The organism is Maridesulfovibrio sp., from assembly GCF_963678865.1.
In the GTDB taxonomy this organism is placed as follows: Bacteria; Desulfobacterota; Desulfovibrionia; order Desulfovibrionales; family Desulfovibrionaceae; genus Maridesulfovibrio.
The window spans coordinates 2,775,805-2,800,711 of record NZ_OY787459.1; the positions used below are offsets into that span (position 1 = coordinate 2,775,805).

The following is a 24,907-nucleotide window of genomic DNA, read 5'->3' on the forward strand; positions in this document are numbered from 1 at the left end:
ACTTACAAGGGTATAGTTTTTATTTGTCCTTTTCAATGTTTTTAAGTAGAAGCGTTTTCTACGCCAGACAGCTGATAAAGCACCATCTGCAGCCCATCATGCCGGACATCTTGTCCGCTGCTATTCCACAGGATAAGATTTCATCAAAAAGTAAAATTAATGATCAGCCTTTTGGTTGAATTAAAAATTAAATAAAAAGTGGAGCGTTAGACATGCCTGATTTTCGCAAAGCCCTCAGTGACGGGAAAATATATTTTTTCGACGGTGGATACGGAACCTTTTTGCAAAGCAGAGGGCTGCCTGCTGGTATGTCTCCGGAACTTTTCGGTTTGCAGAGTCCCGATGTAATTAAATCCGTTCATAAAGATTACGTGGATGCCGGGGCCAATGTGCTGACCACCAACACCTTCGGCGGCAGCAGGCCCAAGCTGGGTGCAGACGTAGACGTCACCGGCCTGAACCGTGAGATGGCTCTTCTGGCCCGCTCAGTTGCCGGGGACAATGTTTTTGTTGCCGGTAGTGTAGGCCCCACAGGACATTTTGTACAGCCTCTCGGTGAAATGACCTTCAAGGAAATGGTCGAAATTTACAAAGAGCAGATCAGCGGCCTTGTGGAAGGCGGAGTTGATCTGATTCTAGGCGAAACTCACTTTGACCTCGCCGAAGCAAGGGCTGTGGTCATTGCAGCCCGTGAGGTCTGTTCTTTGCCCGTGGCTTTGTCCATGACTTTTGAATCCCCGAACGCCTGCCTGACCGGAACCAGTCCGGCCACATTTATTGATACCATGCAGAATATGGGCGTTGAACTGATGGGTACCAACTGTTCAGCCGGGCCGGAACAGATTCTGGAAGTGCTGAAAAATATGCAGCCCCGACTTTCCTCTCCCCTGCTGGTGGAGGCCAATGCAGGACTTCCCGAACTGGATGAGAACCGCAACACCGTCTTCCGTCTGCAGCCCGAACTTTTTGCCGAGCAGTCGGTAAAATTTGTAGATGTAGGTGCAAAATTTATTGGTGGTTGCTGCGGAACCGGACCGGACCATATCCGCGCCCTGCGACAGGCCGTGGGCGATGCTTCGTGGAAACGTCCTGTACCGCAGGATGATTGCCAGATGGTGCTGACTTCCCGCGCACAGACCGTAAAGATCGGTTTTGAGCAGCGCGGCGTGATCATCGGCGAGCGCATCAACCCCACCGGAAAAAAGGTACTTATTGAAGAATTGCAGAAAGGGCAGTTTACTCAGGCCATGAAGTTTGCTGAAGAGCAGTTGTCAGTAGGCGCGCCTGTTCTGGATGTGAACGTGGGGGCTCCCATGGTTGATGAGGTTGAAATTCTGCCCGCGCTGGTCAAGGAAATTTTCTCCCAGCACTCAGCACCGCTGTCCATTGATTCCACCAATGCGGATGCTGTTGAAGCAGCCCTCTGGGAATACCCCGGTTCTCCGCTGGTTAATTCCATCAGTGGCGAACCCGGACGCATGGAACGTCTGGGACCTTTGTGCAGGAAATTCGGTGCGCCTTTTATCCTGTTGCCTATTGTCGGCAGCAAGCTGCCCATCACCTGCGCTGAAAAGGTGGAGGTTGTCTCCGAACTGCTTAAGCAGGCTGATGATCTTGGCATTCCGCGCAGACTTATTATGGTTGACGCGCTGGCGCTAACCGTTTCCTCCAAGCCCATGGCCGCACGCCATTGCCTTGATTTTATCAAGCATTGCCGCGAGGAATGGAACCTGCCCACCGTGCTGGGGCTCTCCAATATTTCTTTCGGTCTCCCGGCCCGCGAACTGCTTAACTCCAGCTTCCTGACCCTTTGTCAGGGACAGGGCATGTGTGCGTTTATTTCCAACCCCAACTCGGTGCGTCTGCGTGAAGCGCTTTATGCCAACGAAGTCATGCTTGCCCGTGATCCTCAAGCCGAGCAGTACATTGAGCGTTACGCTGATTGGACTCCCTCCGGTGACGGCGGTCAATTCGGGGCTGCAGGAGGCGCTAAGAAAGCCGATAAGTCCGGGGCTGAAAATCTTTTTGATGCAGTAGTCAAGGGTGACCGGGGATCAATTGTAGCCCTTGTTGAACGTGACCTTGAAGGCGGACGTGAGCCTTTTGAGCTGGTTAATCAGGAACTCATCCCGGCGATTATGGAAGTTGGTGAGAAGTACGAACGCAAAGAATATTTCCTGCCCCAGCTTCTGCAGTCCGCTGAAACTCTGCAGAAAGGGTTTGAAAAACTCAAGCCCCTGCTCGAAGCTTCCGGTGATGCCGAGGAAAAAGTAACCATAGTCATGGCGACTGTGGAAGGCGATATTCATGACATCGGCAAAAACATTGTCTGCCTGATGCTCAAGAACCACGGATACAATGTCGTTGACCTCGGGAAAGACGTTCCCGCAACAACCATTGTTGATGCTGCTGAAGAGCATGGAGCAAAAATCGTCGGTCTTTCCGCACTGATGACCACCACCATGGTCAAGATGGAAGAGACCATCAACTTGATTAAAGAACGCAATCTGAACATCAAGGTCATGATCGGCGGTGCAGTTATCACCGGGGGATTCTGCGAATCCATCGGTGCGGACGGTTGGTCCACGGATGCCGTTGCTGCGGTAAAAGTCGCCAAAAACCTGCTGCAATAAGGATGAATGCGGGTTTTTGAGTTATTTTATGGAATCTGCTAATGCGTGTTTATTGCGCATTTGAAGATAAGCCCCCTGTTGGAGGGAAAATGAAAGTATATATGAAAACGAGTATCCTGCTAGTGCTGCTGCTTGTTCTTTCGGTCGGCTGCAAGAAGGCTGAGACCGCTGAAGGTGTTGATACCATCAATGCTCAAGGGATTCAGGATATTATCGCCAAAAATAAAGGGAAAGTCATACTGGTCAATTTCTGGGCAACATGGTGTCCTCCCTGTCGGGCGGAAATTCCGGAGTTGATCGAACTGCGTAAGAATTTCTCTGATGATGAGCTGGTGATGATCGGTGTTTCCGTTGATGAAAGCAGCGATCTGGTGAATGATTTCATGCATAGTGACATTGAATTCAACTATCCTGTCTATTTTGCTGCCGACGATGTGGGGGGCGCTTTCAGGATACAGTCCATCCCTAGAACCATGCTTTACGATACAGCTGGGAAGCGGGTCTTCGATAAAGAGGGCAGCTATCCCGGAGCTATGTTTGAAAGATATATAAAGAAGATGTTAAAGGATCGGTAAGCGCGGATGGTGAAAATTAGAAAAGCGTTGATGGCTGATGCAAAGATAATCCATGCCATCATTAAAGATCGGACAAAGGACGCCATGGTTTTGCCGCGCCCTTTAAATTCCATTTACAGTCATCTGCGCGATTTTTTTGTTGCCGAGAGCGATGACGGAGACATTATCGGCTGCTGTGCACTTGCCATAAGCTGGGATTGTCTGGCAGAAGTCCGGTCTTTGGTTGTTGTGCCTGAAGCTCGCGGTTCCAATCTGGGAGCACAGATGGTGGAAGCCTGCATTCAGGAAGCGCGTGAACTTGGTGTTTGCGACGTGTTTGTTTTGACAAATATTGAGAAGTTCTTTGCAAAACTTGGTTTTGTGGAAACAGATAAGCATGTGTTGCCCCAGAAGATCTGGGCTGACTGCATCAACTGTCCCCAGTTCCCGGATTGTGATGAAATTCCAATGACTATAAAACTGAAATAAAAGGAAAACTATCATGGGCCATAGCCTTAAAGAAGTTTTTTCTAGAGAAATAATTGCTGATAGGATCAAAGTTTTAGGCAAGGAAATTTCCGAAACCTACGGTCAGGAACCGTTGGTCTGCGTATGTGTATTGAAGGGGGCCTACCTTTTCTTTGCTGATATTACCCGCGCGCTCTCATCTGACCCTGAAATTGATTTCGTCCGTCTTTCCAGCTACGGAGCCGGAACCAGCCGCACAGGAAACATGAATTTTTCTAAAGATTTGGAAGTTTCTATTGCCGATAAGCACGTGCTGATCATCGAAGATATTGTCGATACCGGCCATTCGGTGGAGTTTCTTAAGCATGTTTTTGAAAAACGTAACCCGCTGAGCGTGAAAACCTGTGCTCTGATTGATAAAAGGGAACGTCGTGAAATTGATCTGGAAGTTGAATTTCCCGGTTTTATTCTCGATCATGGTTTTCTTGTGGGATACGGAATGGACTATGCTGAAAAATACAGGTATTTAAGTGCAGTGTATGAACTGGAAAGAGCCTGATTTTAAGGCGTTTTGTTCATAGAATTGTTATAAAAGTTAGTCGGTTAAACCAATTTAATGGCAGGTAGATCGGTCCATGATAATTACGTGTTCAAACTGCGGAACCAAGTTCAATTTACCGGAAAGTAAGATTCCGGCAGGCGGGGCAAAGGTTAAATGCTCCAAATGCGGGAATATTTTTAAGGTAACCCCTCCAGCTCCTGAGCCGGAGGATGAAGTTGAGTCCATGCTTGAAGAGGAGCAGCCAAAACCTGCACCTAAGCCGGAGCCCAAGCCTGCGCCTAAACCGGAACCTAAACCGGAACCGGAACCGGAGCCTGAACCCGAGTCGGATCCTGACTTTGATGACGACCTTTTCGATGAGGCTGCGGATGAGTTAGGCGGTGAACTTGGTGAAGATCCGTTCGGTGATATTGGTGTTGATGATGCCGGTGAAGCTGCCGCGGCTGATTCTGACGATCTTGAAGATGATCTGTTCGGTTCTGACGACAATTCTGCAGATGCTGAAATCGGTGCTGATCTCTTTGACGATGACGATGACCTGTTTGCAGAGCCTGCTGCTGATGAAACGCCTGCCGAAGCCGAAGAAGACGATTTTGATATAGATGATGAGCTATTCGGTGCTGATGATGAGCTGGAAGCAGCTGCACCCGTTTCCGAAGAAGTCAGTGAAGACCTCTTTGATGATGACGATCTTTTCGGAGACGAAGATGATGGCGCGGATTTTTCTGAGGACAATCTTTTTGATGATGACGAAGAGATTGTAGAAGATGACGGTGCCTTTGAAGATGAAAATTTTGCCGAAGAAGATTTTGAAGAGGACGAAAATTTCGAAGAAGAGGATTTCGATGAAGACGACGGACTCTCTCTTGATGATGGCGAAATAGCCGGATTCGATCTTGATGACAACGAAGTTTCCGGATTCGATCTTGATGATGACCTCGGCGCGTCTCCTTCTAAAAAAAGTAAGAAAAAGGGTAAGAAAGGGTTGATCATCACCTTGGTCGTATTGATCCTTTTTGCTGGCGGAGCCGGGGCAGCCTGGTATCTCAAGGTCTGGGAAAGCCTGCCTTTCAGTCTTCCTTTCGTCACTTCCGACGATGCCGGAACAACTGATTCGAACGAGCCGCCTTCCAAGCGTTTCAGCAAGTTCTCCTTCAAAGATCTGCGTCAGTTCTATGTCAATAATGACAAGGCCGGGCAGCTTTTTATCATTGAAGGCAAGGTAGTCAACAATTTCAGCCAGCCCAAGGAGCTGATAGAGGTTGAAGCACAGCTGTTTGATGACAAGGGACAGGTACTTGATTCCAAGCGTCTGCTTTGCGGAAATACACTTTCCCTGTTCCAGCTGGAAGTGCAGTCCAAAGAGGAAATTGAGGCCGGACTTGGCTCCAAGGTCGGCATACTCTCCAACAACACACTGCTCAAGCCGGGTATGGATACGCCCTTCATGGTCGTGTTTTTCAAGCCCTCGCCAGCAGTTAAAGAGTATGTCATAAACGTTGTCGACGCCAAGAATCCGCCTAAGAAATAAAGGCATGCCTCCGGCGGCCCTACCGGGAGTCCCTCCGGGGGCTTAAACCCTTTTTGTAAAAAGGGTTTAAGAATCCCAAAAACTTTTAATAGTTTTTATTTGGGCATAGCTTGTGAGATTGTGCTGCTTAGAATGTAATTTGTGGCGGGAGATATGGCTTTAAGCTGAATCTCCCGCCTTTTTATATGTGTATTTAATTTAGGGCGGTCTGCCGGAAAAGCACTTCGTTTATCGATAGATGCTTTTATGGAAACAGGGCAAAGCCCGATAAAAAGTTTGGAAGGGGGAGTCCAGAGGTGGAAACTTTTCCCAAAAGTTTCCCCCTCTGGCCGCCGGAGGCCCACCCATGAAAACTAAAGACGTTTTTGTTTGTACAAACTGCGGTGCTCAGGCCCTGAAATGGCAGGGTCAGTGCCCTCGCTGCGGCGAATGGAATACTTTGCAGGAGAAGGTTGTGGTCCGTCGTAAAGGCGGGGTGAGCCATGCTCCGGCCAATACCTTGGCTGTTCCGCTTTCAGATATACCTGTTGAGCATACCGAGGCCCGTTCCACCGGTTTCAAACCGTTGGATACCGTGCTGGGCAAAGGCTTTGTTCCGGGCGGAGCTGTGCTTGTGGGCGGCGAGCCGGGAATCGGCAAATCCACACTGCTGCTGCAGCTTGCGGCGGAACAGTGCCGCATGGGCAATAAGGCGGTGTATTTTTCCGGCGAAGAATCTCTGGCCCAGATCAGGGGGCGTGCTGATCGTCTGGGTGTGTTGCAATCGGGATTGCTGGCTGTGGCTTCCACCAATGCGGAAGAGGCTCTTTCCATTCTGGAAGCACCGGAAAAGCCGGACCTGATAATCATCGACTCCGTTCAGACTCTGACTTCACCCCGGGCAGAAGGTATTCCGGGTAGCGTAAGTCAGGTGCGGGCGGTCTCATCAGAACTGGTGGAAGCGGCTAAAAAGACCAGCACCACGCTGGTCATAGTCGGCCACGTTACCAAAGACGGGCAGATTGCAGGTCCGAAGCTGCTGGAACATATGGTGGATACGGTTCTCTATCTTGAGGGGGATCGCAAACACATGATGCGCATCATGCGGGTGCTTAAAAACAGGTTCGGCCCTAGTGACGAACTTGTGGTTTTTTCCATGCGTGAAGGAGGCATGGAGATTGTTGAAGACCCTTCAACTCTTTTCCTAGGTGACCGGGATGACTCCTGCTCCGGGGCGGCAGTAGTTATGGCTATGGATGGTCATAAGCCATTTGCCGTGGAAGTGCAGGCCCTTGCCAGCCGGACAGTGCTCTCTATTCCACGCCGCACCGCTTTGGGTTTTGATACCAACCGGTTGAATCTCATTCTGGCCGTGCTGGAAAAACGGCTAAATTTAAACTTGGGTCAGCTCGATATTTATGCCAAGATCGGCGGCGGCTTGGCCATGCGTGATCCCGGCCTTGATCTGGGTGTGGTGGCCTCTGTGCTGTCCTCGTTCTATGACTGTCCCCTTCAGTCCGGTGCAGTGTTCTGGGGCGAGGTTGATTTGAATGGTCGCATCCGGCCGGCTTCAGGCGGTGAAACCAGACTCAAACAGGCTAAAAGGTTGGGTTACGGGCCGATTTATCAGTCAGGAACCTGTAGAACTTTGGATGAACTGCAGGCCAAACTTTTTGGCCCTGAGTAAGTTTGATTGCGCTACGCGCTGTTATGAATGAATTTATTTCGTCTCCGGCGGCCCTTCGGGGACCAGAGAACTCTTTTGGAAAAGGTTTCTCTGGACTCTCCTAAAACGTTTAGTAGTTTTGGAACGAGTTCGCTTTGGGGAATTATACTTGTTTTTATTGAATAAAAATTACGTCTTCGTTCAACAGAGCGAAGCTTATTAAAAGTTTTTGAACGGATGGGGTCTGTGGAAGGATAACTTTTGTAAAAATTTTCTTCCCCAGCCGCCGGAGGCATCTTCCATGAAAAAAGTATTTCTTGTAGCAGGGGCACGGCCCAATCTGATGAAAGTTGCGCCTATATTTCGGGCTTCCCGTGATGTTGAGGGCGCTGATTGCCAGATGGTTTATACCGGACAGCATTATGACCGCCAGATGTCTCAGGTGTTTTTTGAAGATCTGGACATTCCCAAGCCCAAATTCAATATGGGCAAATCCACCGGAACCCATGCGGAACAGACCGGGGCGATCATGGTCGCTTTTGAGAAAATGTGCATGGAAGAGAATCCCGACCTTGTTGTGGTTGTCGGTGATGTGAATTCCACTCTGGCCTGTTCGGTTACTGCGCGTAAGCTGCATATCCCGGTTGCCCATGTTGAGGCCGGATTGCGCAGCGGTGATATGGATATGCCGGAGGAAATCAACCGTATGGTTACGGATTCCATCAGCAATCTGTTTTTCACTACTGAAGAACATGGCCGCGAGAACCTGCTTAGGGAAGGCAAGAACTCGGATGATATTTTTCATGTCGGTAATGTTATGATCGACAATCTTTTCCATAATGTTGGCCGTCTCGGACCTGAAGTGGTTGAAGGCTACCAGAGCCGTGAGCTTAAGGAGAAGATCGGGCGCTACGGATTCATGACTATGCATCGCCCTTCCAATGTGGACAAGCGTGAGGTTCTGGAAGGGATCGTTGAGGCATTGAATAAGATTGCGGAAGACCTGCCTTTGCTCTTTCCCATTCATCCCCGCACTGAAAAGATGATGGCACAATTCGGTATTTCATTTTCTGAGAATGTACATACCTTCCCACCGCTGTCTTTTCGGGAGTCTTTGTATCTGTGGAAAGATGCGCAGGTGGTGATTACCGATAGCGGTGGGTTGCAGGAAGAGACAACTGCGCTGGGTGTACCCTGCGTAACTGTGCGTAAAAATACTGAGCGTCCGGTGACCATAGAAAAAGGTACCAACGTGCTGGCTGGAATTTCCGGTGAAAATATCCTGCGTGAGACAGAAAAAGCCCTAGGAAAAACAGGCAACCCTGCTCCTAAAATTGACGGCTGGGATGGTCATGCCTCGGAACGCATCTGGGAAATTCTGGTGGAGTATTTAAATTAGGGGAATCTCTTTGCTGCCGGAGGGTGCTTTTTTTGTTGCCATTGTCCGGACATGTGGCTAGAAGGTTTTTCCTTTGTAAATTTCTGATCCGGTACTATACTGATCTTTTATAATTCTATTTACAGAGTTACGGACCTGCTGTTTCCGTTTCAGTTGATTCAGCCGGTCCCTTGTGTCTGTTTCCTAATCAAGGAAACGGGACTGTTACGGGCATTGTTTTAATGGCCCGGTGTTGGTTTTTGGCGCGGCTTTTTTGTCGCTGTGCCGAAATTTACAGGGAAAGCAGGCGGAACTGATTCGTTTTTCCCTGTCGGCTGCGGGATGTTGTTGTCCCGCGCAGTCTTTTTTGCATGGGGGCTGTCATGGAACAGCAGAAGACTCTCGTAGAGTTGCGCGGGGTAAGCAAGTCCTTTGACGGGGACATTGCCCTCGACAACGTGGATATTTCCATCAGGGACAAGGAGTTCCTGACCATTCTTGGTCCTTCCGGTTGCGGAAAGACTACCATCCTGAGACTTATCGGCGGTTTTGAGACGCCTGATTCCGGTAGCGTGAAGATCGGTGGAGAGGTTGTGAATGACCTGCCTCCCGAGAAGCGCGCTGTAAATACAGTATTCCAGAGTTACGCTCTGTTTCCGCACATGACCGTTTTCGACAATGTTGCCTTCGGCCTGAAAATGCAGAAGGTTCCGGCCGGAGAGATTCGCAGCAGGGTCGAAGACGCACTCAAACTTGTGGAGATGGAGCGCTTCGGGGGCCGCAAGCCACAGGAACTTTCCGGCGGTCAGCAGCAGCGGGTTGCAATTGCTCGCGCACTGGTCAACAAGCCGTTGGTCCTCCTGCTGGACGAATCCTTTTCAGCGCTTGATCGTCGCCTGCGTAAGCAGATGCAGATGGATATCAAGCACTTACAAAGAGAGCTGGGTATTACCTTCGTTCTGGTCACCCATGATCAGGAGGAAGCCTTTACCATGGCAGACAGAATTGTCGTCATGAATCATGGCCGGGTAGAACAGATCGGGAATCCCCGTCAGGTGTATGAGGAGCCGGAGAACCTTTTTGTAGCCCGTTTTGTGGGCGAGACCAATTTTTTTGATGCCGTAGTGCGTAAATGCATCCCTAACGGGGACGGGTTCCGTATTGAGGCCGATCTGGGGGGTATGAATTGCTTCCTGAGCGCAGGCCGAGAGTTCGCCTCCGGGGATAAAGTCCGTGTTCTGCTCCGTCCTGAGGACCTGCAACTGAGCGACTGTCTTCAGTACGAATATGAGCAGGGGTGTCCGGTATTCAAAGGCAGTGTGCTGGAAACTGTTTATAAGGGCACAACTTATGATGTTGTGGTTGAACTTGAAAACGGCAACACCGTGCTGGCTACCGAGTTTTTCAATGAAGATGCGGAATCCGTTTCTTATCGTCCCGGAGACGAGCTGGCTGTAAGCTGGATTGAAGGATGGGAGGTGGTGCTGCCTTATGAAGAACAAAAAGGACTCTAGGCTCTTTGCTTCCGGCACCATATGGATCTGGCTGATTCTGCTGGTGCTGTTGCCCAACCTTCTCGTACTGGGTGTTTCGTTCCTGACTGTTGATACGGACAGGTTCGTTTCCCTTCCTTTTACGTTTTCAAATTATCTTGAACTGCTGGACCCGGCAGTGCTCAAGATTTTTCAGCGTTCCTTCAAGCTTGCGGCAATGACCACCCTTATCTGCCTATTTGCCGGTTATCCGTTTGCATGGTTTCTGGCCCGGGTTTCCAAAAAACTGCGTCCCTTGCTGCTAGTGCTGGTCATTGTTCCCTTCTGGACCAACTCTCTGGTACGGACTTATGCGCTGGTTGCAATTATCAATGCCAACGGGCTCATCAATAAGCTGCTTAAAACCTTGGGTATTATAGATATGCCGCTGCAGATGCTCTATACGCCAGGAGCAGTGCTGCTGGGGCTGAGTTATACACTGCTGCCGTTCATGGTCCTGCCGCTCTACTCTTCAATCATCAAGATTGACACTCGGCTTATGGAAGCTGGTCGTGATCTGGGTGGAAGTCCTATGAGCTGCTTTTTCAGGATCGCCCTGCCCCTGACTATGCCGGGTATTGTTTCCGGATGCATGCTCGTGTTTCTTCCTGCATTAGGTATGTTTTATATCCCTGATATTATGGGTGGATCAAAACAGGCGCTTATCGGAAACTTTATCCGGGATCAGTTTCTGGTCAGCCGGGAGTGGCCGGTAGGAGCCGCTGCCAGTGTGCTCATGATCCTGCTCATGGCAGTCATGTTCGGGCTGCAGAGATTCAGCCGCCGTAAGGTGAGCAGGAGGAAATCATGAAATTTTTGAACCGCATTTATGCCGGGATGATTTTTCTTTTCCTCTATCTGCCGCTGGCGGTAATGGTGGCGTATTCTTTCAATTCTTCCAAGTATTCCATGAACTGGAAGGGTTTTACTTTTGACTGGTATTTTAAGTTGGCCGGGAACGACCGGCTGATTGAAACCGCAGTAAATTCCCTGCTTCTGGCTTCAGTATCTGCAACAGTGGCAACATTGCTGGGAACCGTGGCAGCCGTCCTGATTACCAAATACAGGTTTCATGGACGTAAAGTTATGCAGGGCTCCCTGTATGTAGTGATGATGGCCCCGGATATTGTCATGGGTATATCGTTGCTGATTTTGTTTGTGGCGGTCTCGATTCCTCTGGGATTCTGGACCCTGCTTCTGGCTCATGTGACTTTTTCGGTTCCCTTTGTAGTAATTACGGTTTCCGCCCGCTTGAAGGGATTGGATCCGCATTTGCTGGAGGTAGCCAAGGATCTCGGGGCCGGGGATTATGAAACCTTCCGACACATAATCGTGCCCTTGGCCTGGCCGTCGGTTCTGTCAGGCTGGCTTTTAAGTTTCACCTTGTCCATGGATGACGTGATCGTAAGCTTTTTTACCACCGGGCCGACCTTCGAAATCCTGCCCCTGCGTATCTATTCCATGGTGCGGCTGGGCGTTAAACCGGAGGTCAACGCTTTATGCGCAGTCATGATTGCGGTTACCCTTGTGTTGGTAACTCTTTCGCAGCTGCTGATTAAGGAGAAAAAATGAAAAAGTTGATTTTTGCATTACTGATGCTTGCAATTTCTTCCACTGCTACCGCCGGGGACCTGATTCTTTATAACTGGTCAGAGTATATGCCCCGTGAAGTTCTGGAACAGTTTACCAAAGAGACCGGGATCAAAGTCAAGGAAGTTACCTATGACAGCAACGAGGCCATGTATACAAAGATCAAGATGGTCAAGGATCATGATTATGATATCGTTGTTCCTTCCACTGATTTTGTTGTCCGCATGAGTGCCGAAGGTCTGTTGCTGCCCATAGATAAATCAAAGATTCCCAATTTCAAAAATCTGGATAAGCGTTTTGTGAACTTGGATTTTGATAAGGGCAACAAGTACAGTGTGCCCTATTTCTGGGGATCTTCGGGGATTGCTGTAAATACTGATTTTGTTCCCTTGGAGAATGTCAAATCCATTAAGGATCTGCTTAGGCCGGAACTTAAAGGACGCATCCTGCTGCTGAATGACCTGCGCGGCGTTTTTGCCATTGCTCTCAAGGTTAATGGCTATTCGGTCAATGATCAGGATCCGGAACATATAAAGAAGGCCTATGAATTCCTGAAGAAATTGTTACCCTCGGTAAAGCTTTTTGATTCCGATTCCCCAAAGCAGGCTTTGCTTAGCAATGAGGCCATGGTCGGGCAGCTCTGGAACGGCGAAGCCTTTGTAGCCAGTCAGGAGAATCCTGCTATCAAGTATGTTTACCCGCAGGAAGGTTACAGTCTGTGGATGGATCACCTCGCCATTCCGCGCGGGGCCAATAACATTGAAGAGGCATACAAGTTCATCAACTTTGTACTTCGTCCTGATATTTCCGCCAGGATTGCGGAGGAAATGGGATATTCCTCACCAAATGCCGAGGCCGTAAAGCTTCTGCCCGAGGCAGTACGTAATAATCCTATATCATACCCCCCGGACGAGATTCTTGCCCGTGGGGAATTTGAAGTCGGGCTGGGCAAGGCCACACCGGTATATGAAAAATATTGGCTGAAATTGAAAACAGCCGATTAGACTTGAAAGCTTGATTCTGCCGCCCCTGAATTTTCAGGGGCGGTTTTTTTCGTGGTTTAAAACAATGGAAAACCTATACTTAATCATGTTAGGGTGTGCCAGAAATTGAGAAAGGGGATATTTATGAAATTCAGCCTGCGTTGCTTATTTTCCATTTTGATACTTTTGGTCCTGCTGGGGCAGCCTGTTTTTGCTTCAAATATTTTTCCTCTGGAACCGCCGGATACCTCCAGTCCCCGGGCGACTTTTTCCAGTTTTATTCATTATACCGATGAACTTTATGCGGCGGCGACTGCTGCAGAGGAAGACCTTTATTTGGCCCGAGAGTTTATGGAGCGTGCGGAACGTTGTTTTGATTTCAGTCAGGTTCCTCCCACCCTGCTCAAGGATGTTAGCATCGAATCCGTATTGCGTCTGCGTGAAATTATGGATCGTATTGAGTTGCCGGAGCTTACTGATATCCCGGACAAGCATGAGGCAAAAGCGAATAACATCCTGCTCTGGAGAATTCCCCATACTGAAATAACTATTGGTCGCTGCCCTGATGGCCCGCGCATGGGCTCATACCTGTTTACCCCTGAAACCGTGCGGCGATTGGCTGAATATTATGATGAGGTGAATCATTTGCCTTATCGCAGTGATAAAGGTCCTGATTATACAGGTTTTTACGAGCAGTATATATATTCTTCAGGCTGGATGATTCCAGACGGGTTTTTAAAAAAACTTCCAGACTGGATGAAGCTCGGCTACATGGGACAGGCTGTATGGCAATGGATGGCACTGTTTTTATTTTTTCTATTGGGAAGCTCTAGCCTGTGGCTTTTCTGGCTTTGGCATCGAACTTTAAAAGCAAAAGTTCATGGATGGCACTGGGGACTGGAAAGGTTGCTTTTCCCTATTTACGCGATGCTGGTATGCGTTTTTCTGGAGTATTTGGTCGATAATCAGATCAATATCACCGGGGATGTGCTTTCCTTTGTAACCATGATGCTGGAGTTTATTTTTGCCGTTTACGGAGGCATAGCGATCCTTATTGGTGGAGATGTTGTCATGCGCGGCATATTGGTGACATCAAAAATCAAGGAGGAAGCCCTTGATGCGGATGTTATCAAGCTTATCTGCAGACTTGTTTCTTTCGGGCTTGTGTTTGTATTGTTCTACAATGTAGGCAGTTATTTCGGAATTCCGGTCACAGCTATTTTTGCTTCAGCAGGTATTGCGGGTGTGGCTGTTGCTTTGGCTGCCCGTGAAACGCTGGCCAACTTTTTCGGCGGGGTATCCATCTTCATGGACCGTCCGTTCAGGGCCGGGGATTACATAGTGCTTGATAACGGAGACCGCGGCGAGGTTAAGGCTGTGGGGATGCGCAGTACCAGAATCCAAACCCGTGACGACATCATGATAACAATTCCTAACTCGGTGATTACCAATGGTAAAGTGGTCAATCAGAGCAGGCCGTATCCGTCTTTCAGGGTGCGCATCAAGATCGGGGTTGCTTATGGCTCAGATGTTGATCAGGTGGAAGAGGTGCTTATGGAACTGGCCCAGAACAATTCCCTTGCCATCGCTGAGCCGGCTCCACGGGTCAGATTCCGAGAATTCGGTGATTTTGCACTTGAGTTTGAATTGCTTTGCTGGGCTGCACGGCCTCATGACCGTGGCAGGCTGATCCATGAACTCAGCCGTGATATTTACAAGCGTTTTAATGCTGAAGGCATAGTCATACCTTTCCCGCAGCAGGAAGTTTACCTGCATAAATCTGGGGATTGATAATTATGTGCAGCCGAAAGAATATCCAGATGTTTCGTGGAGAAGTTTCGCGCGGGGACAGGGAAAGCCTTAATGCCCACAGGGCAGCCGTTTTCTGGTTCACAGGATTGTCCGGATCAGGAAAGTCCACCATTGCCCATGGAGTGGAGAAAAGGTTGTTTGACCGTTCCATGAGAGCTTATGTTTTTGACGGAGATAATGTCCGTCATGGTTTATGCGGTGATTTGAGCTTCTCTCCGGCTGCCCGCACAGAGAACATCAGGCGTATTGCGGAGGTCTGCAGATTGTTCATCGAGAATGGGACAGTCTGCATGTGTGCGTTTATCTCTCCGCTGGAGAAATACCGGCAGATGGCCCGCGAGATTGTAGGTGAAGCTGATTTTTATGAAGTATTCGTGTCCTGCTCTCTTGAAGTTTGTGAGGAGAGGGATGAGAAAGGGTATTACAAACTGGCACGAGAGGGGAAAATAAAGAATTATACCGGTATTTCAGCCCCATATGAAATTCCAGAAAACCCGGACCTGATTGTGGAAACAGATAAGGAGTCCCTTGAGGAATCTGTGGCAAGGGTGGAGGAGTTTATTTTGGCAAAAGTAACATCTTAACTGGCTCTGCTTAATATTATAAAAAGTAAAAACCTCCCCGAAAAATCATTTTCCGGGGAGGTTTTTGTTTAATATTTCAGGACTGTTCCAGACCAGCTTAATCCGATACCGAAACCGAAGAGCATGATTCTATCTCCGCGATTAAGCATACCTTTTTGTTCAGCCCTTTTGAGAGCGATAGGGATGGAGGATGAAGTTGTGTTACCCACCTCGTAGAGGTCGAGGATCATTTTTTCATCCGGGATGTTAAGTTTGGAGGCAAGGGATTCAAGAACCTTGTTGCTGGCCTGATGGAACACAAAAAGGTCAATATCGTCCATACCCGTTCCGGCCTTCTCTGCAAGTTTTCTGATTTCAGCAGGGATAGTCTTTAGGGTGAACTGGTAAACATTGAATCCGTCCATTTGAAGGTCCGGCTTTGCTATGGGAGCATCCTTCTCTGCACCGGTAACAACGCTGATCCCGGAGTTCAGGCAGCGTATAGCTTGGCAGCGACTGCCGTCGGTACCGAATAGAAATGATGGGGCCACCTTCGGCTTATCAAGAATAGTGGCGGCAGATCCGTCGGAAAAGATTAGAAATGACGTTTTATTTTCCGGATCAATAGTTTTTGAGTAGTTGTCCACCGTAACAAACAAGACCCTTTCTGAAATCCCGGCAGCCATATATCCGTATGCGATTGATAAACCATAACAATAACCGCTGCAGCCGAGGCTGACATCAAAACATTTGGTAGATGGCGGAAGGCCCAACTCATGCTGGAGGCAGGCGGAAACATGAGGAAGCAGAAAATCCGGAGTCTGCGTGCAGACAATCAGGGTGTCGGGCAGTTCTTTTTCAGAGAGTCCTGCCAGGGCTTTTGACGCGGCCTTATAGGCCATTTGCAGAGTTGTTTCGTCTTGAGCTGAATGATGCAGGTAGCGAACCCCGGTTTTGGGGAGTGAATTGCGGACGTGCCAGTGAGGTTTGGTTTTGTCCAATTCGTGACAGTCAATGGTATGTTCTGGAAGGTAGTATTCTATATTATTGATAAAGTTATTCATTGTTCTTGCAATGTATTGCTTATTCCACCTTCTGGAGAAGGCCGTTAATATGCATGGAAAATTGGAAGTGTGATAACCCGAGGATGGTTCTAATAGCTGTTATTCTGGAGGCAGGCAAGCAAATAAAAGCAAAGAATATACCTTCTTTGGTGTATATAAAATGTCCGGCGTAACCGAAGCACACCGGACGGAGGGCAAGACGGTAGTTATACAGTCGTTAATTGTAGTCGTTTATTGTTTTAACGGCTTGGGGAAGGAATATACTGAAAATATCATGCAGGCCGGCCATTAGTTTACCTGCGTTGTCCCCGGTGTTGGTCATTTCTTTTTTTTGTTTGGAAGTATAGTTCTGGGCGAAAAGGAGTTTATTGTTTTTTGTGACCATGCCGTCAATCCTGACTTTGTACTCCATTTCCAATTGGCCGGGGCGGTTGATGTATACCTTGTTGGCGATTCCGGTAATAATGAACTTGTCACCAGCAGCATCCATTGTATCGAAATATTCTACATCAAATCCATTAGCTCGAAGCTGGGCGTAGACAGCTTTTCCCATCCATGTTCCGATATCCATCGACGGGAGGTAATTGAAAAGCTTGCTTTGGCCTAATTTTTTGATGGGTTTGCTTTCAGTGAATTTTACCACCGCAATTCTGACCGGGCAGGTGGGGAGATCAATGTCAATGGGGGTATAACTAAGCTGCAGGGTTGTATCTTTCATTTTGTCTGCTGAAAGACCGGTACGTGGACTGCTTAAAATCATTAAACTCAGGGCAAGTAAGCAGACGGTCAGTTTTTTCATGAGTACTCCCGCTTTTTAGTGGTGATTGTGATTCTATACTTCTTTTCAAATTAATTGATCTGTGCGCTTTTTGTCAAAGTTGTTTTAGTTAAAAGTTGATTTTAGCCGTGTTAGGACAGAGTTGCATCTGGAATTATTCGAGCTTGACCGTGCTTGGCTGCTGGTTTACTTGCGGACGATTATTGTTATGTATGAAGCGTTATTCCCGTTTTACTTCATCTGGACTTTGCCTGACGGTTGTGCTTAATTCCGTCCTTCCCGACAATCGTTTGTGTTTAAAACAAGACTTGTGAGTCTGCTAAAGTGAAAGATATTTCATCCATAGATCCGAAAAAGATTCTAGTATGCCAGTTGCGTCAGATTGGAGATGTAGTGCTCGTTACTCCTTCTGTTTCCCTGCTGCATAAAAAATTCCCTGATGCTGAGATTCATGTCCTTACTGAGGAAAAATGCACACAGGTTTTTGATAATAATCCTGCGGTTAGCCGCGTATGGGCGATAAATAAAAAGGGATTGCGCAATCCGTTCAAGGCCCTGGCTTTTTACTGGAAAATTGGACGGTCCGGGTATGACCTTGTTGTCGATTTTCAGCAACTGCCACGGTGTCGCTGGGTGGTACTTTTCAGTGATGCTCCGGTTAAGCTTGCGGATAGGCCGCCATGGTATAACCGTTGGCTCTATACCAACTGGCCTGAGTATATTCCGGGTGGCTATGCCGCAATGTATAAAGCCGGAGTGCTCAAGCCCCTAGGCATAGATTGGAATCAGGAAAGACCGAAAATATATGTATCCGATCAGGAACGGGCTGAGGCCGAGGCCTGCTTAAAATCATTGGGAGTAGGCGCTGACGAGCCGTTGATTACTATTGATGCTTCACATAGAAGACACACCCGTAAATGGCCGGAAGAGTATTACGGTAAACTGATTCGTCTTATTTCTGAGAAACGTCCGCAGTATAAATTTTTTCTTCTTTACGGACCCGGAGAAAAGGATGTTGCCTCTAAGGTAATGAAAGAGTCGGGAGTTGCCGATAAGTGTGTGATGGTTGATCAGCCGGGGTCATTGCGGGTTATGGCTGCATTGATTGAGCGGGCGGATCTGCATATCGGCAATTGCTCCGCTCCCAGACATTTTGCCGTAGCGGTGGGAACACAGAGTATTGTCATGCCGGGGTCCTCTGGAGGTTGGGGGTTTCCTTCTCCCGAACACGAGGACGTTGTTGCCGGGATAGATTGTGAGCCTTGCGGCAATGAAAGCTGTGAACGTGGCGATCTGGCATGTCTGACCAAAGTTATGCCGGAAGATGTGCTTTTAAGGGTTTTAGACAGAGTGTAAACCTGCTACAAGAGGGAGGCTCTTGAGCGGGGTATTAGGTTTTGTCCTTTTCAAGTGCTTGAATAATATAATAATTAGGTAGAAATAGAAGCATATGGTTTATGATTTTATCGTAAACCGAATCTTGAAAGGGATTTGGTGTCAGTTCAAATGGGGGGCAATCAGCCTGACTGATCCCATTTTTTATTTGTTTTTTTCTTTCGGTTTTGTCGGGCTTTATGTGCCGGAACCTGACCTTAAGCTTTCGTTGGGTGTTCTTTTTCTCAAAGCGTTGTTTGAGGAGTTCTTTTTTAGGTTTCTCCTGCAGGAGGGGATTGACCGTCTTTTTAAATACCAGTGGAAATTAGGGCCACTCAGTCTGGCTAATTTTTTGGCTTCTTTGACATTTGCCTGCGTGCATTTGGTCCATCAGCCAGCCCACTGGGCGTTACTTACTTTCGTCCCTTCGCTTGCTTTCGGATATATCTGGCAAAGATACCGCAGTCTGGTTTCAGTGACCCTTATCCACTTTGCCTACAACGCATTTTTGTTTTATCAGTTTATGTAAACAAACCCTGATTGCGGAAAGCTTGACTGGGGTTCACAAGTATAGGATGTTTGCAGGGATGCAACTCAATGAGTGTATAATTTAAGATTGTCGACGGGATTGTCGACGACTCCATGCAGATAAAAAAGATTTGCCGGGAATTCCGGTGGAGATTATGGCGCGTAATATGCTTAATAATTTTTGTAGATTGGTTGTAAGTCTGGTTCTGGTTATGGCCATGACTGTTACTGTGGCCGTGGCTCAGCCAGAAGGCGGGGATGGTGTCCACGCTAATCTTGAGAGTATTCTGCTTTCCGAGTTTGTGAAATTTGTCGGCCGCTACACCGGACGCAATATTGTCTTCAATAAAGAATCCCTTCCCGGAACATATGTAAGTATTTATGCAGGGCAATCCCTCACTGAACCGGAACTCATGGCAGTATTTCAACAAGTGCTCAACGGTTCCGGTTTTAATGCTGTAACAAAAGATAATGTTACATATATCCTTCCTATCAGGGAGGCCCAAACACTTTCTCCGGTAGTCAAGGCTGCCCCGTCGAAAGGGAACGGAGAGGAGATGATTACTTCTGTGTTCCAGCTTGAGGGGAAGATGGATCCTGCAAAAGTTCAGGCTGTCCTGACCCAGATAAAGTCTCGTATAGGGAAAGTTACTCCTGTTCCTATGGCTGATGCGGTAATGGTCATGGATTTGCAGGACAACGTTAATAAAATGAAAACGTTGTTGGGAATCCTCAAGCGGGCAGGCGACAAGCAGGAGTCCACACTTATTGAATTGGAAAAGACGAGTTCCAAAGTTGTCGCGAATAAACTGACATCATTTTATAAAAAATTATCTTCATCCGGAAAATCAGGAACTCCTCCGGTAATCGAATCCCTTGACTGGGCCAACAGCTTGTTGGTTTCTGGAAGTGCCGGTCAGATTCAAACGATCAAAAGTCTTATTTCAAAGCTAGACCGTTCCAGTGATTCATATTCCAAAATGAAAATTTACAAATTGCACAATATTGAAGCGGTTGTTGCCGGTGATGTATTGAAAAGTCTTGTGACCGGTGGAGGAATACCTTCTTCCAGTAGTTCCGCCGAAGGAGGAAGCGGAACAAAATCAGGTGCTTCAAGTTCTACTGCATCTTCCAGTGCTGCAAAATCTATTACGTCAGGAACTTCCGGTTCTTCCGATGTCCAGGTTTCAGCTGATGAAACTACGAATACTTTGATTGTAATGGCCAGTGCCGATCAGATGCCCCAGATTGACAAGTTTGTGGACCAACTGGATCAGGCTCAGGATCAGGTTTATATCGAAGCCCTTGTCCTCGAGACCACCCTTACTAATGCCAAGTCTTTTGGTATTGAATGGCAGGGCGGAATTGATATGGGTGGCAGCGTAGCGACTCTGGGCTACAAGAAAACAACAGGCAGTACGCTTACTTCCTACGCATCAAACCCCGCAACCAATTCTCCAGGAGGTTACTCCATGGGGGTGCTAGGGGACACTATTTCTTACGCAGGTAAGTCTTTCCCGACAATCGGGGCATTAGTGGATTTTACCAAATCAGCCACTGATTTTAACCTGATTTCCGCTCCTCAGATCATGACCCTTGACAATGCTGAAGCGGAAATATTTGTGGGTGAGAACAGACCCTACAAAACAGGTGAAAGCTCAACCTCCGGCGATTCTGTTGTTTCTACCTATTCTTACAAGGATGTCGGTATCAAACTGAAGATCACCCCACGCATCAACCGTGAAGACGGCTTGATCAAGCTTAATGTTTACCAGACTTATAATACAATTTCTTCTTCCAGCACTGTTACGGAACTGCCCATCACCAATGACCGTGTGACAGATACAACTGTTCTGCTCGCTGATGGTTCCACCATGGTTATCGGCGGTTTGATAAAATCGGACCAGACCCGGACCGATTCCGGCGTGCCGTATCTTTCCGATTTGCCGTTATTGGGTTGGCTCTTCAAGACTACCGGAAACAGTGGGAATAAGCAGACCCTGATGGTTTTTCTTTCTGCCCGCATAATCAGGACAACTGAACAGCTTGAGGCTATCAGCAAGGCTAAAATGGATAAGTACCGCAAGCAGCGTAAACGGTTTGAGACTTTTATTGATAAAGAATTCAATACATATAAAAACGATTCAGACCAATCAGATATAGACAATGTCAGCAAATCTTCTGATGGTTAGCAGGGCTGTAAATTGAGTACTTCTTATGATTTGAATATGGTCCCGCGTGAGATTGTAGACCTGTTTCTGACCTTTCCACAGCGGAATGAATTTATTCCTGTTGAGGTGCGGGATAAGGAGATTAAGTTTCTTTTGCAAAATGAATCTTCTTTACCTATGGCGGATTTTTTGGCTTGGAAAATGGGTAAAAATGTTGTTTCTGAAATTGTTGCAGAAGAAGAGTTCTTTCCTTTGCTTGAGCAGGCACTTACCATTTGGGAAGAAGAAAGTGCCATTGAATCTGATTCTGGTGACGGAGAAGGAGAAGATGGTCAGGATCTGCTGGGCTGGTCGCATGATGATGCCCCCATTGTCCGGCTCGTCAATAAAACTTTGCATCAGGCTATTTCCACCGGAGCCAGTGATATTCACTTCGAAGGTCAAGGTAACGGTTTTGTGGTTCGTTACCGACAGGATGGGGTGCTGAAAGCGGTCAAGCGTCTGGACAAAGGACTCCAGTCTACAGTTATTGCCCGTATTAAAGTTATGGGTGAAATGGACGTTGCCGAGAGCCGTAAGCCGCAGGATGGTCGAATTTTCCTTAAACTAGGGCAAAAAGAAGTTGATGTCCGTGTTTCCACTATTCCCACCATGAGCGGCGAGAAAGCAGTTCTGCGTGTTCTGGACCGCTCCAAGAATATTCTTAATCTTGAAGATCTGGGCCTGAAAGGTCCGGACCTTGAACTCTTCAGGAAGGTCCTTGCACAGCCCCACGGTATCGTGCTTGTCACCGGCCCGACAGGATCCGGTAAGACCACCAGTCTTTATGCCGGTCTGAGCGAACTTCCCCGCGACGATAAAAATATCGTTACCGTTGAAGATCCGGTGGAATACCAGTTATCCGGGATAAACCAGGTGCAGGTCAACAAGGCTGCGGGGATGACTTTTGCCACTACCATTCGTTCATTTCTCAGGCAGGACCCGGATATTATCCTTGTCGGTGAGATTCGAGATCAGGAAACAGCCAGTACCGCTGTTCAGGCTTCGCTTACCGGTCACCTTGTTCTATCCACTTTGCATACCAATGATGCCGCTACCGCAGTGACTAGAATGCTTGATATGGGCATTGAACCGTTTTTGCTGGCCTCATCACTTTCTTTAGTGCTCGGCCAACGGCTGGTGCGCGTTAACTGTAAGCACTGCTCCAGAACTGTGGATGTGTCAGAGAATACTCACAAACTCTTTGAAGAAACAGCAGGTCTGCCTGCAACTCAGATTGCCGGAGCCGGTTGCGAGCATTGCAACTTCACCGGATTCAGCGGACGTAGGGGTGTTTATGAGCTTATTCCGGTCACCGAAGATATGCGTGGCCTGATTATGGAAATGGCTTCTTCTGACCAGATTAAGTCTTACGCAAAAAAAATGGGCCGTGAAACAATGATTGATCACGGTGTGCGGCTGGTCAAAGAAGGGGTTACCACCCTTGAAGAAGTTGTCCGCGTTACCAAACTTTAGCTTCTGCAATTCCTCAATAAATACTCATAGGTGTATCGATATGAATACTCGTGATGAATCCCATAATTCCAAATGGTTTTCCGACTGGAAGATTTTAGTTTTATTTGCGCTTCTTTGCTTCGCGTTTGCATTTGGATTGCGGGCGATGGAGTTACCGAAATGGGATAATCCGGCATTTATGGTTGACGGTGAGTATATTTTGGGAACTCATGATGCATACGCATGGTTGGCTGGAGCTAAAGGTGTAGGGCGTGCGGTAGATAATCCCATGGCCGGATTGGTCAGGGTTCTGGGAAGTGTCACCGGGGCACCTTACGGTAATATCGCTTTTTGGTTGCCTGTTGTTTTTGCTGGATTTACCGCTGTTGCCGCATTTGCATGGGGGATGCTTCTTGGTGGCCCCTGGCTTGGATTTTGTGCCGGAGTATTTGCCACCTCTATCCCAATGTTTTATTACAGGACTAGATTAAGCTATTACGATACTGATGTTGTTACCCTTCTTTTCCCTCTGATCATTTCTTTCTTAATGATTTTCTGGCTGAATCGGGGGATCAGAAATAGATGGCTACCTGATGATGTAAAGATTCAATCCTTTCAACCCACGATGTTCGAATATTTTCTCCCTGTTATAGGTGGTTTTTTTGTCAGCTTTGGAAAGTTGTGGCACACAGATGTTTTTTCATTCGGCTTATATACTATTTTTGCTGCTACATTCCTTGTTTTTATTTGTGGTAGCAAAGAGAATCGTCCTATTTTATTGCGAGGAATCACTTTATTTGTCCTGCCCGCTTTGTTCGGTTGGATTGGCGGGGCCCTTTCAATTCTGTTTATTGCCGCACTGATCAAAATTGATATTCAAAAATATCACGTTTTTAAGAATGTGTATTTTTATCTCTTTATTGTTTTGGTTGCGTTGGTTTTGAGCGATGCAGGGGTATTGCTGATTAATTTATTTTCTAAAATGCAGTCATACTTGAAGCCTATTTCAGATGCTGCACAGGAAAGTGTGGCCCAGCTTCATTATCCCAGTATCGGACAGAGTGTTATCGAAGCTCAGAATATTCAATTTGCTGCTTTATTGAATGACCTGACCGGCAATATGTATCTCTCCTGTTTCGGGTTGTTCGGCTTTCTGTTCTTGTTGGCTCGCCGTCCTCAAGTCCTGCTTTTATTGCCTTTTGCGGTTATGACTATTGCAGCGGTCAAGCTTGGCGGCAGATTTGCCATGTTCGGCGGTATAGCTGTCGGTCTTGGAGGTTGTTACTTTTTGTACTGGCTGATTTTTAAATTTGTCACGCTTGGTAAGCAGAAAGTTTTTTGTTCAGCAGGTGCATCAGCTGTTTTGATTATTTATTTGATGGTCAGCATTCTCCCTGGATATAGTCAGGCAATGCCTACTCCAATAATTTACCAGGAACATGCTAAGGCTTTGAAGGCAATGTCCGGTATTACACCTCAAAACAGTACCTTCTGGACATGGTGGGACTGGGGTTATGCAACCATGTATTTTACTGGTCAAAATTCTTTTGCTGACGGCAGCAACCATGGCGGTACGACCCTTTTTCCTCTTGCTTTTGCTTATACGACTCCTTCTTTTATGCAGGCTAATCAGTTTATTAAGTATGCGGCTTCAAAAAAAGGTGGGCCATCAACTACATGGAGCAAAATGCCAGCTGAGGACGTTGTCGGACTAGTCCGCAGTTTTGGTTTTAAGGATTACGGATTCAAGGATACTCCCAAGCAATACATAGTCACCACTTGGTCGGATGTGCGTCTCGCATATTGGATATTGTATTACGGGTCCTGCGATTTGCTGACCGGACAGGGGGTTCATCCGAATATTAGTACTGTCAACACAGCATTCAGCCTTGATAAAGATGCAGGACGTCTTGTCTTTGGTGACGGTGCGTCTCTCCCGATTTCTGGGTTCGATGTAGCATATTTGGGAATGGGCGAAAGTAGAGTTTATCCTGAATCTGAAGCTCCATTTTTGGTCTATAATAAATATGTCGGGCAAGGCTATTTAGTTAATGATATGGCTAGGAACAGTCTTCTGTTCAGGCTGTTGCTGATGAACCCGTCCAGTCCTGAAATTAAAGGGAAGTTCAAGTTGGTTTATGAAGGTTTTCCCTTGGTCAGGATTTATGAAGTAATTTAATGAAAGATTTTGGCTTGTTTTTCTTGATAATATCTTGTATTGAGGATTCATAAAGTTGTGCTGCGTAC

The 24,907-nt window shown here is 47.4% G+C and carries 20 protein-coding genes; 18 read left to right on the forward strand and 2 right to left on the reverse strand.

Going from position 1 to position 24,907, the window contains the following annotated elements:
• The first annotated feature begins 212 nt into the window (after window positions 1–212).
• From ACKU41_RS12760 to cysC, 13 genes are all read left to right on the forward strand, one after another.
• A complete protein-coding gene (locus ACKU41_RS12760; protein ID WP_321401281.1) occupies window positions 213–2,633 on the forward strand; it encodes a homocysteine S-methyltransferase family protein in 2,421 nt (806 codons plus the stop codon).
• 89 nt (window positions 2,634–2,722) lie between these two features.
• Complete coding sequence (locus tag ACKU41_RS12765; RefSeq protein WP_319777761.1) at window positions 2,723–3,208, forward strand: TlpA disulfide reductase family protein; 486 nt, start codon at window positions 2,723–2,725, stop codon at window positions 3,206–3,208.
• A 6-nt stretch (window positions 3,209–3,214) separates the two neighbouring features.
• Window positions 3,215–3,676, forward strand: a complete 462-nt coding sequence (locus tag ACKU41_RS12770) for an N-acetyltransferase (RefSeq protein WP_319777762.1) — start codon at window positions 3,215–3,217, stop codon at window positions 3,674–3,676.
• 13 nt (window positions 3,677–3,689) lie between these two features.
• Entirely contained in the window at window positions 3,690–4,214 is a 525-nt protein-coding gene (hpt, locus tag ACKU41_RS12775) for a hypoxanthine phosphoribosyltransferase (protein ID WP_321401284.1), read from the forward strand.
• Window positions 4,215–4,290: 76 nt separating this feature from the next.
• Window positions 4,291–5,748 (forward strand): DUF3426 domain-containing protein, encoded by a 1,458-nt coding sequence (locus tag ACKU41_RS12780; protein WP_321401285.1) that lies wholly within the window; start codon window positions 4,291–4,293, stop codon window positions 5,746–5,748.
• A 346-nt stretch (window positions 5,749–6,094) separates the two neighbouring features.
• Window positions 6,095–7,414, forward strand: a complete 1,320-nt coding sequence (gene radA, locus ACKU41_RS12785; protein WP_321401287.1) for a DNA repair protein RadA — start codon at window positions 6,095–6,097, stop codon at window positions 7,412–7,414.
• Between the two features lie 280 nt (window positions 7,415–7,694).
• Window positions 7,695–8,792 (forward strand): non-hydrolyzing UDP-N-acetylglucosamine 2-epimerase, encoded by a 1,098-nt coding sequence (gene wecB, locus ACKU41_RS12790; RefSeq protein ID WP_321401289.1) that lies wholly within the window; start codon window positions 7,695–7,697, stop codon window positions 8,790–8,792.
• 362 nt (window positions 8,793–9,154) lie between these two features.
• Window positions 9,155–10,285 (forward strand): spermidine/putrescine ABC transporter ATP-binding protein PotA, encoded by a 1,131-nt coding sequence (potA, locus tag ACKU41_RS12795; RefSeq protein WP_319777767.1) that lies wholly within the window; start codon window positions 9,155–9,157, stop codon window positions 10,283–10,285.
• Window positions 10,263–11,114, forward strand: coding sequence for a spermidine/putrescine ABC transporter permease PotB (gene potB / locus ACKU41_RS12800; RefSeq protein WP_321401292.1), 852 nt, complete (start codon window positions 10,263–10,265; stop codon window positions 11,112–11,114). Before potA ends, potB begins: the two co-directional genes overlap by 23 nt.
• Window positions 11,111–11,875 carry a spermidine/putrescine ABC transporter permease PotC gene (gene potC, locus ACKU41_RS12805; protein WP_319777769.1) on the forward strand — a complete coding sequence of 255 codons (765 nt, stop codon included), beginning with the start codon at window positions 11,111–11,113 and terminating at the stop codon, window positions 11,873–11,875. The genes potB and potC overlap by 4 nt, the downstream gene beginning before the upstream one ends.
• Complete coding sequence (locus ACKU41_RS12810; protein WP_321401295.1) at window positions 11,872–12,897, forward strand: extracellular solute-binding protein; 1,026 nt, start codon at window positions 11,872–11,874, stop codon at window positions 12,895–12,897. The genes potC and ACKU41_RS12810 overlap by 4 nt, the downstream gene beginning before the upstream one ends.
• 123 nt (window positions 12,898–13,020) lie before the next feature.
• The gene (locus tag ACKU41_RS12815) at window positions 13,021–14,667 is read left to right on the forward strand and encodes a mechanosensitive ion channel family protein (protein ID WP_321401297.1); all 1,647 of its coding nucleotides are present in this window, start codon (window positions 13,021–13,023) and stop codon (window positions 14,665–14,667) included.
• Between the two features lie 5 nt (window positions 14,668–14,672).
• Window positions 14,673–15,272: an adenylyl-sulfate kinase gene (gene cysC / locus ACKU41_RS12820; RefSeq protein ID WP_321401298.1), complete on the forward strand. Its 600-nt coding sequence runs from the start codon at window positions 14,673–14,675 to the stop codon at window positions 15,270–15,272.
• A 68-nt stretch (window positions 15,273–15,340) separates the two neighbouring features.
• Here cysC and ACKU41_RS12825 read toward each other — a convergent pair whose 3' ends face one another.
• Both ACKU41_RS12825 and ACKU41_RS12830 read right to left on the reverse strand, forming a co-directional pair.
• The gene (locus ACKU41_RS12825) at window positions 15,341–16,315 is read right to left on the reverse strand and encodes a ketoacyl-ACP synthase III (protein ID WP_321401300.1); all 975 of its coding nucleotides are present in this window, start codon (window positions 16,313–16,315) and stop codon (window positions 15,341–15,343) included.
• Between the two features lie 217 nt (window positions 16,316–16,532).
• Window positions 16,533–17,114: a hypothetical protein gene (locus ACKU41_RS12830; protein ID WP_321401301.1), complete on the reverse strand. Its 582-nt coding sequence runs from the start codon at window positions 17,112–17,114 to the stop codon at window positions 16,533–16,535.
• Between the two features lie 303 nt (window positions 17,115–17,417).
• On the opposite strand from ACKU41_RS12830, the gene ACKU41_RS12835 reads away from it, so the two are divergent.
• The 5 genes from ACKU41_RS12835 (at window position 17,418) to ACKU41_RS12855 (ending at window position 24,839) form a co-directional block, all read left to right on the forward strand.
• Window positions 17,418–18,449: a glycosyltransferase family 9 protein gene (locus ACKU41_RS12835; RefSeq protein ID WP_321401303.1), complete on the forward strand. Its 1,032-nt coding sequence runs from the start codon at window positions 17,418–17,420 to the stop codon at window positions 18,447–18,449.
• A 94-nt stretch (window positions 18,450–18,543) separates the two neighbouring features.
• On the forward strand, window positions 18,544–18,996 hold the full coding sequence (mrtJ, locus tag ACKU41_RS12840; RefSeq protein ID WP_319777777.1) for a JDVT-CTERM system glutamic-type intramembrane protease MrtJ: 453 nt from the start codon (window positions 18,544–18,546) through the stop codon (window positions 18,994–18,996).
• A 154-nt stretch (window positions 18,997–19,150) separates the two neighbouring features.
• Complete coding sequence (gene gspD, locus ACKU41_RS12845; RefSeq protein WP_319777778.1) at window positions 19,151–21,187, forward strand: type II secretion system secretin GspD; 2,037 nt, start codon at window positions 19,151–19,153, stop codon at window positions 21,185–21,187.
• A 12-nt stretch (window positions 21,188–21,199) separates the two neighbouring features.
• A complete protein-coding gene (locus tag ACKU41_RS12850) occupies window positions 21,200–22,681 on the forward strand; it encodes a GspE/PulE family protein (RefSeq protein ID WP_319777779.1) in 1,482 nt (493 codons plus the stop codon).
• A gap of 40 nt (window positions 22,682–22,721) precedes the next feature.
• Complete coding sequence (locus ACKU41_RS12855) at window positions 22,722–24,839, forward strand: STT3 domain-containing protein (protein ID WP_321401307.1); 2,118 nt, start codon at window positions 22,722–22,724, stop codon at window positions 24,837–24,839.
• Window positions 24,840–24,907: the final 68 nt, after the last annotated feature.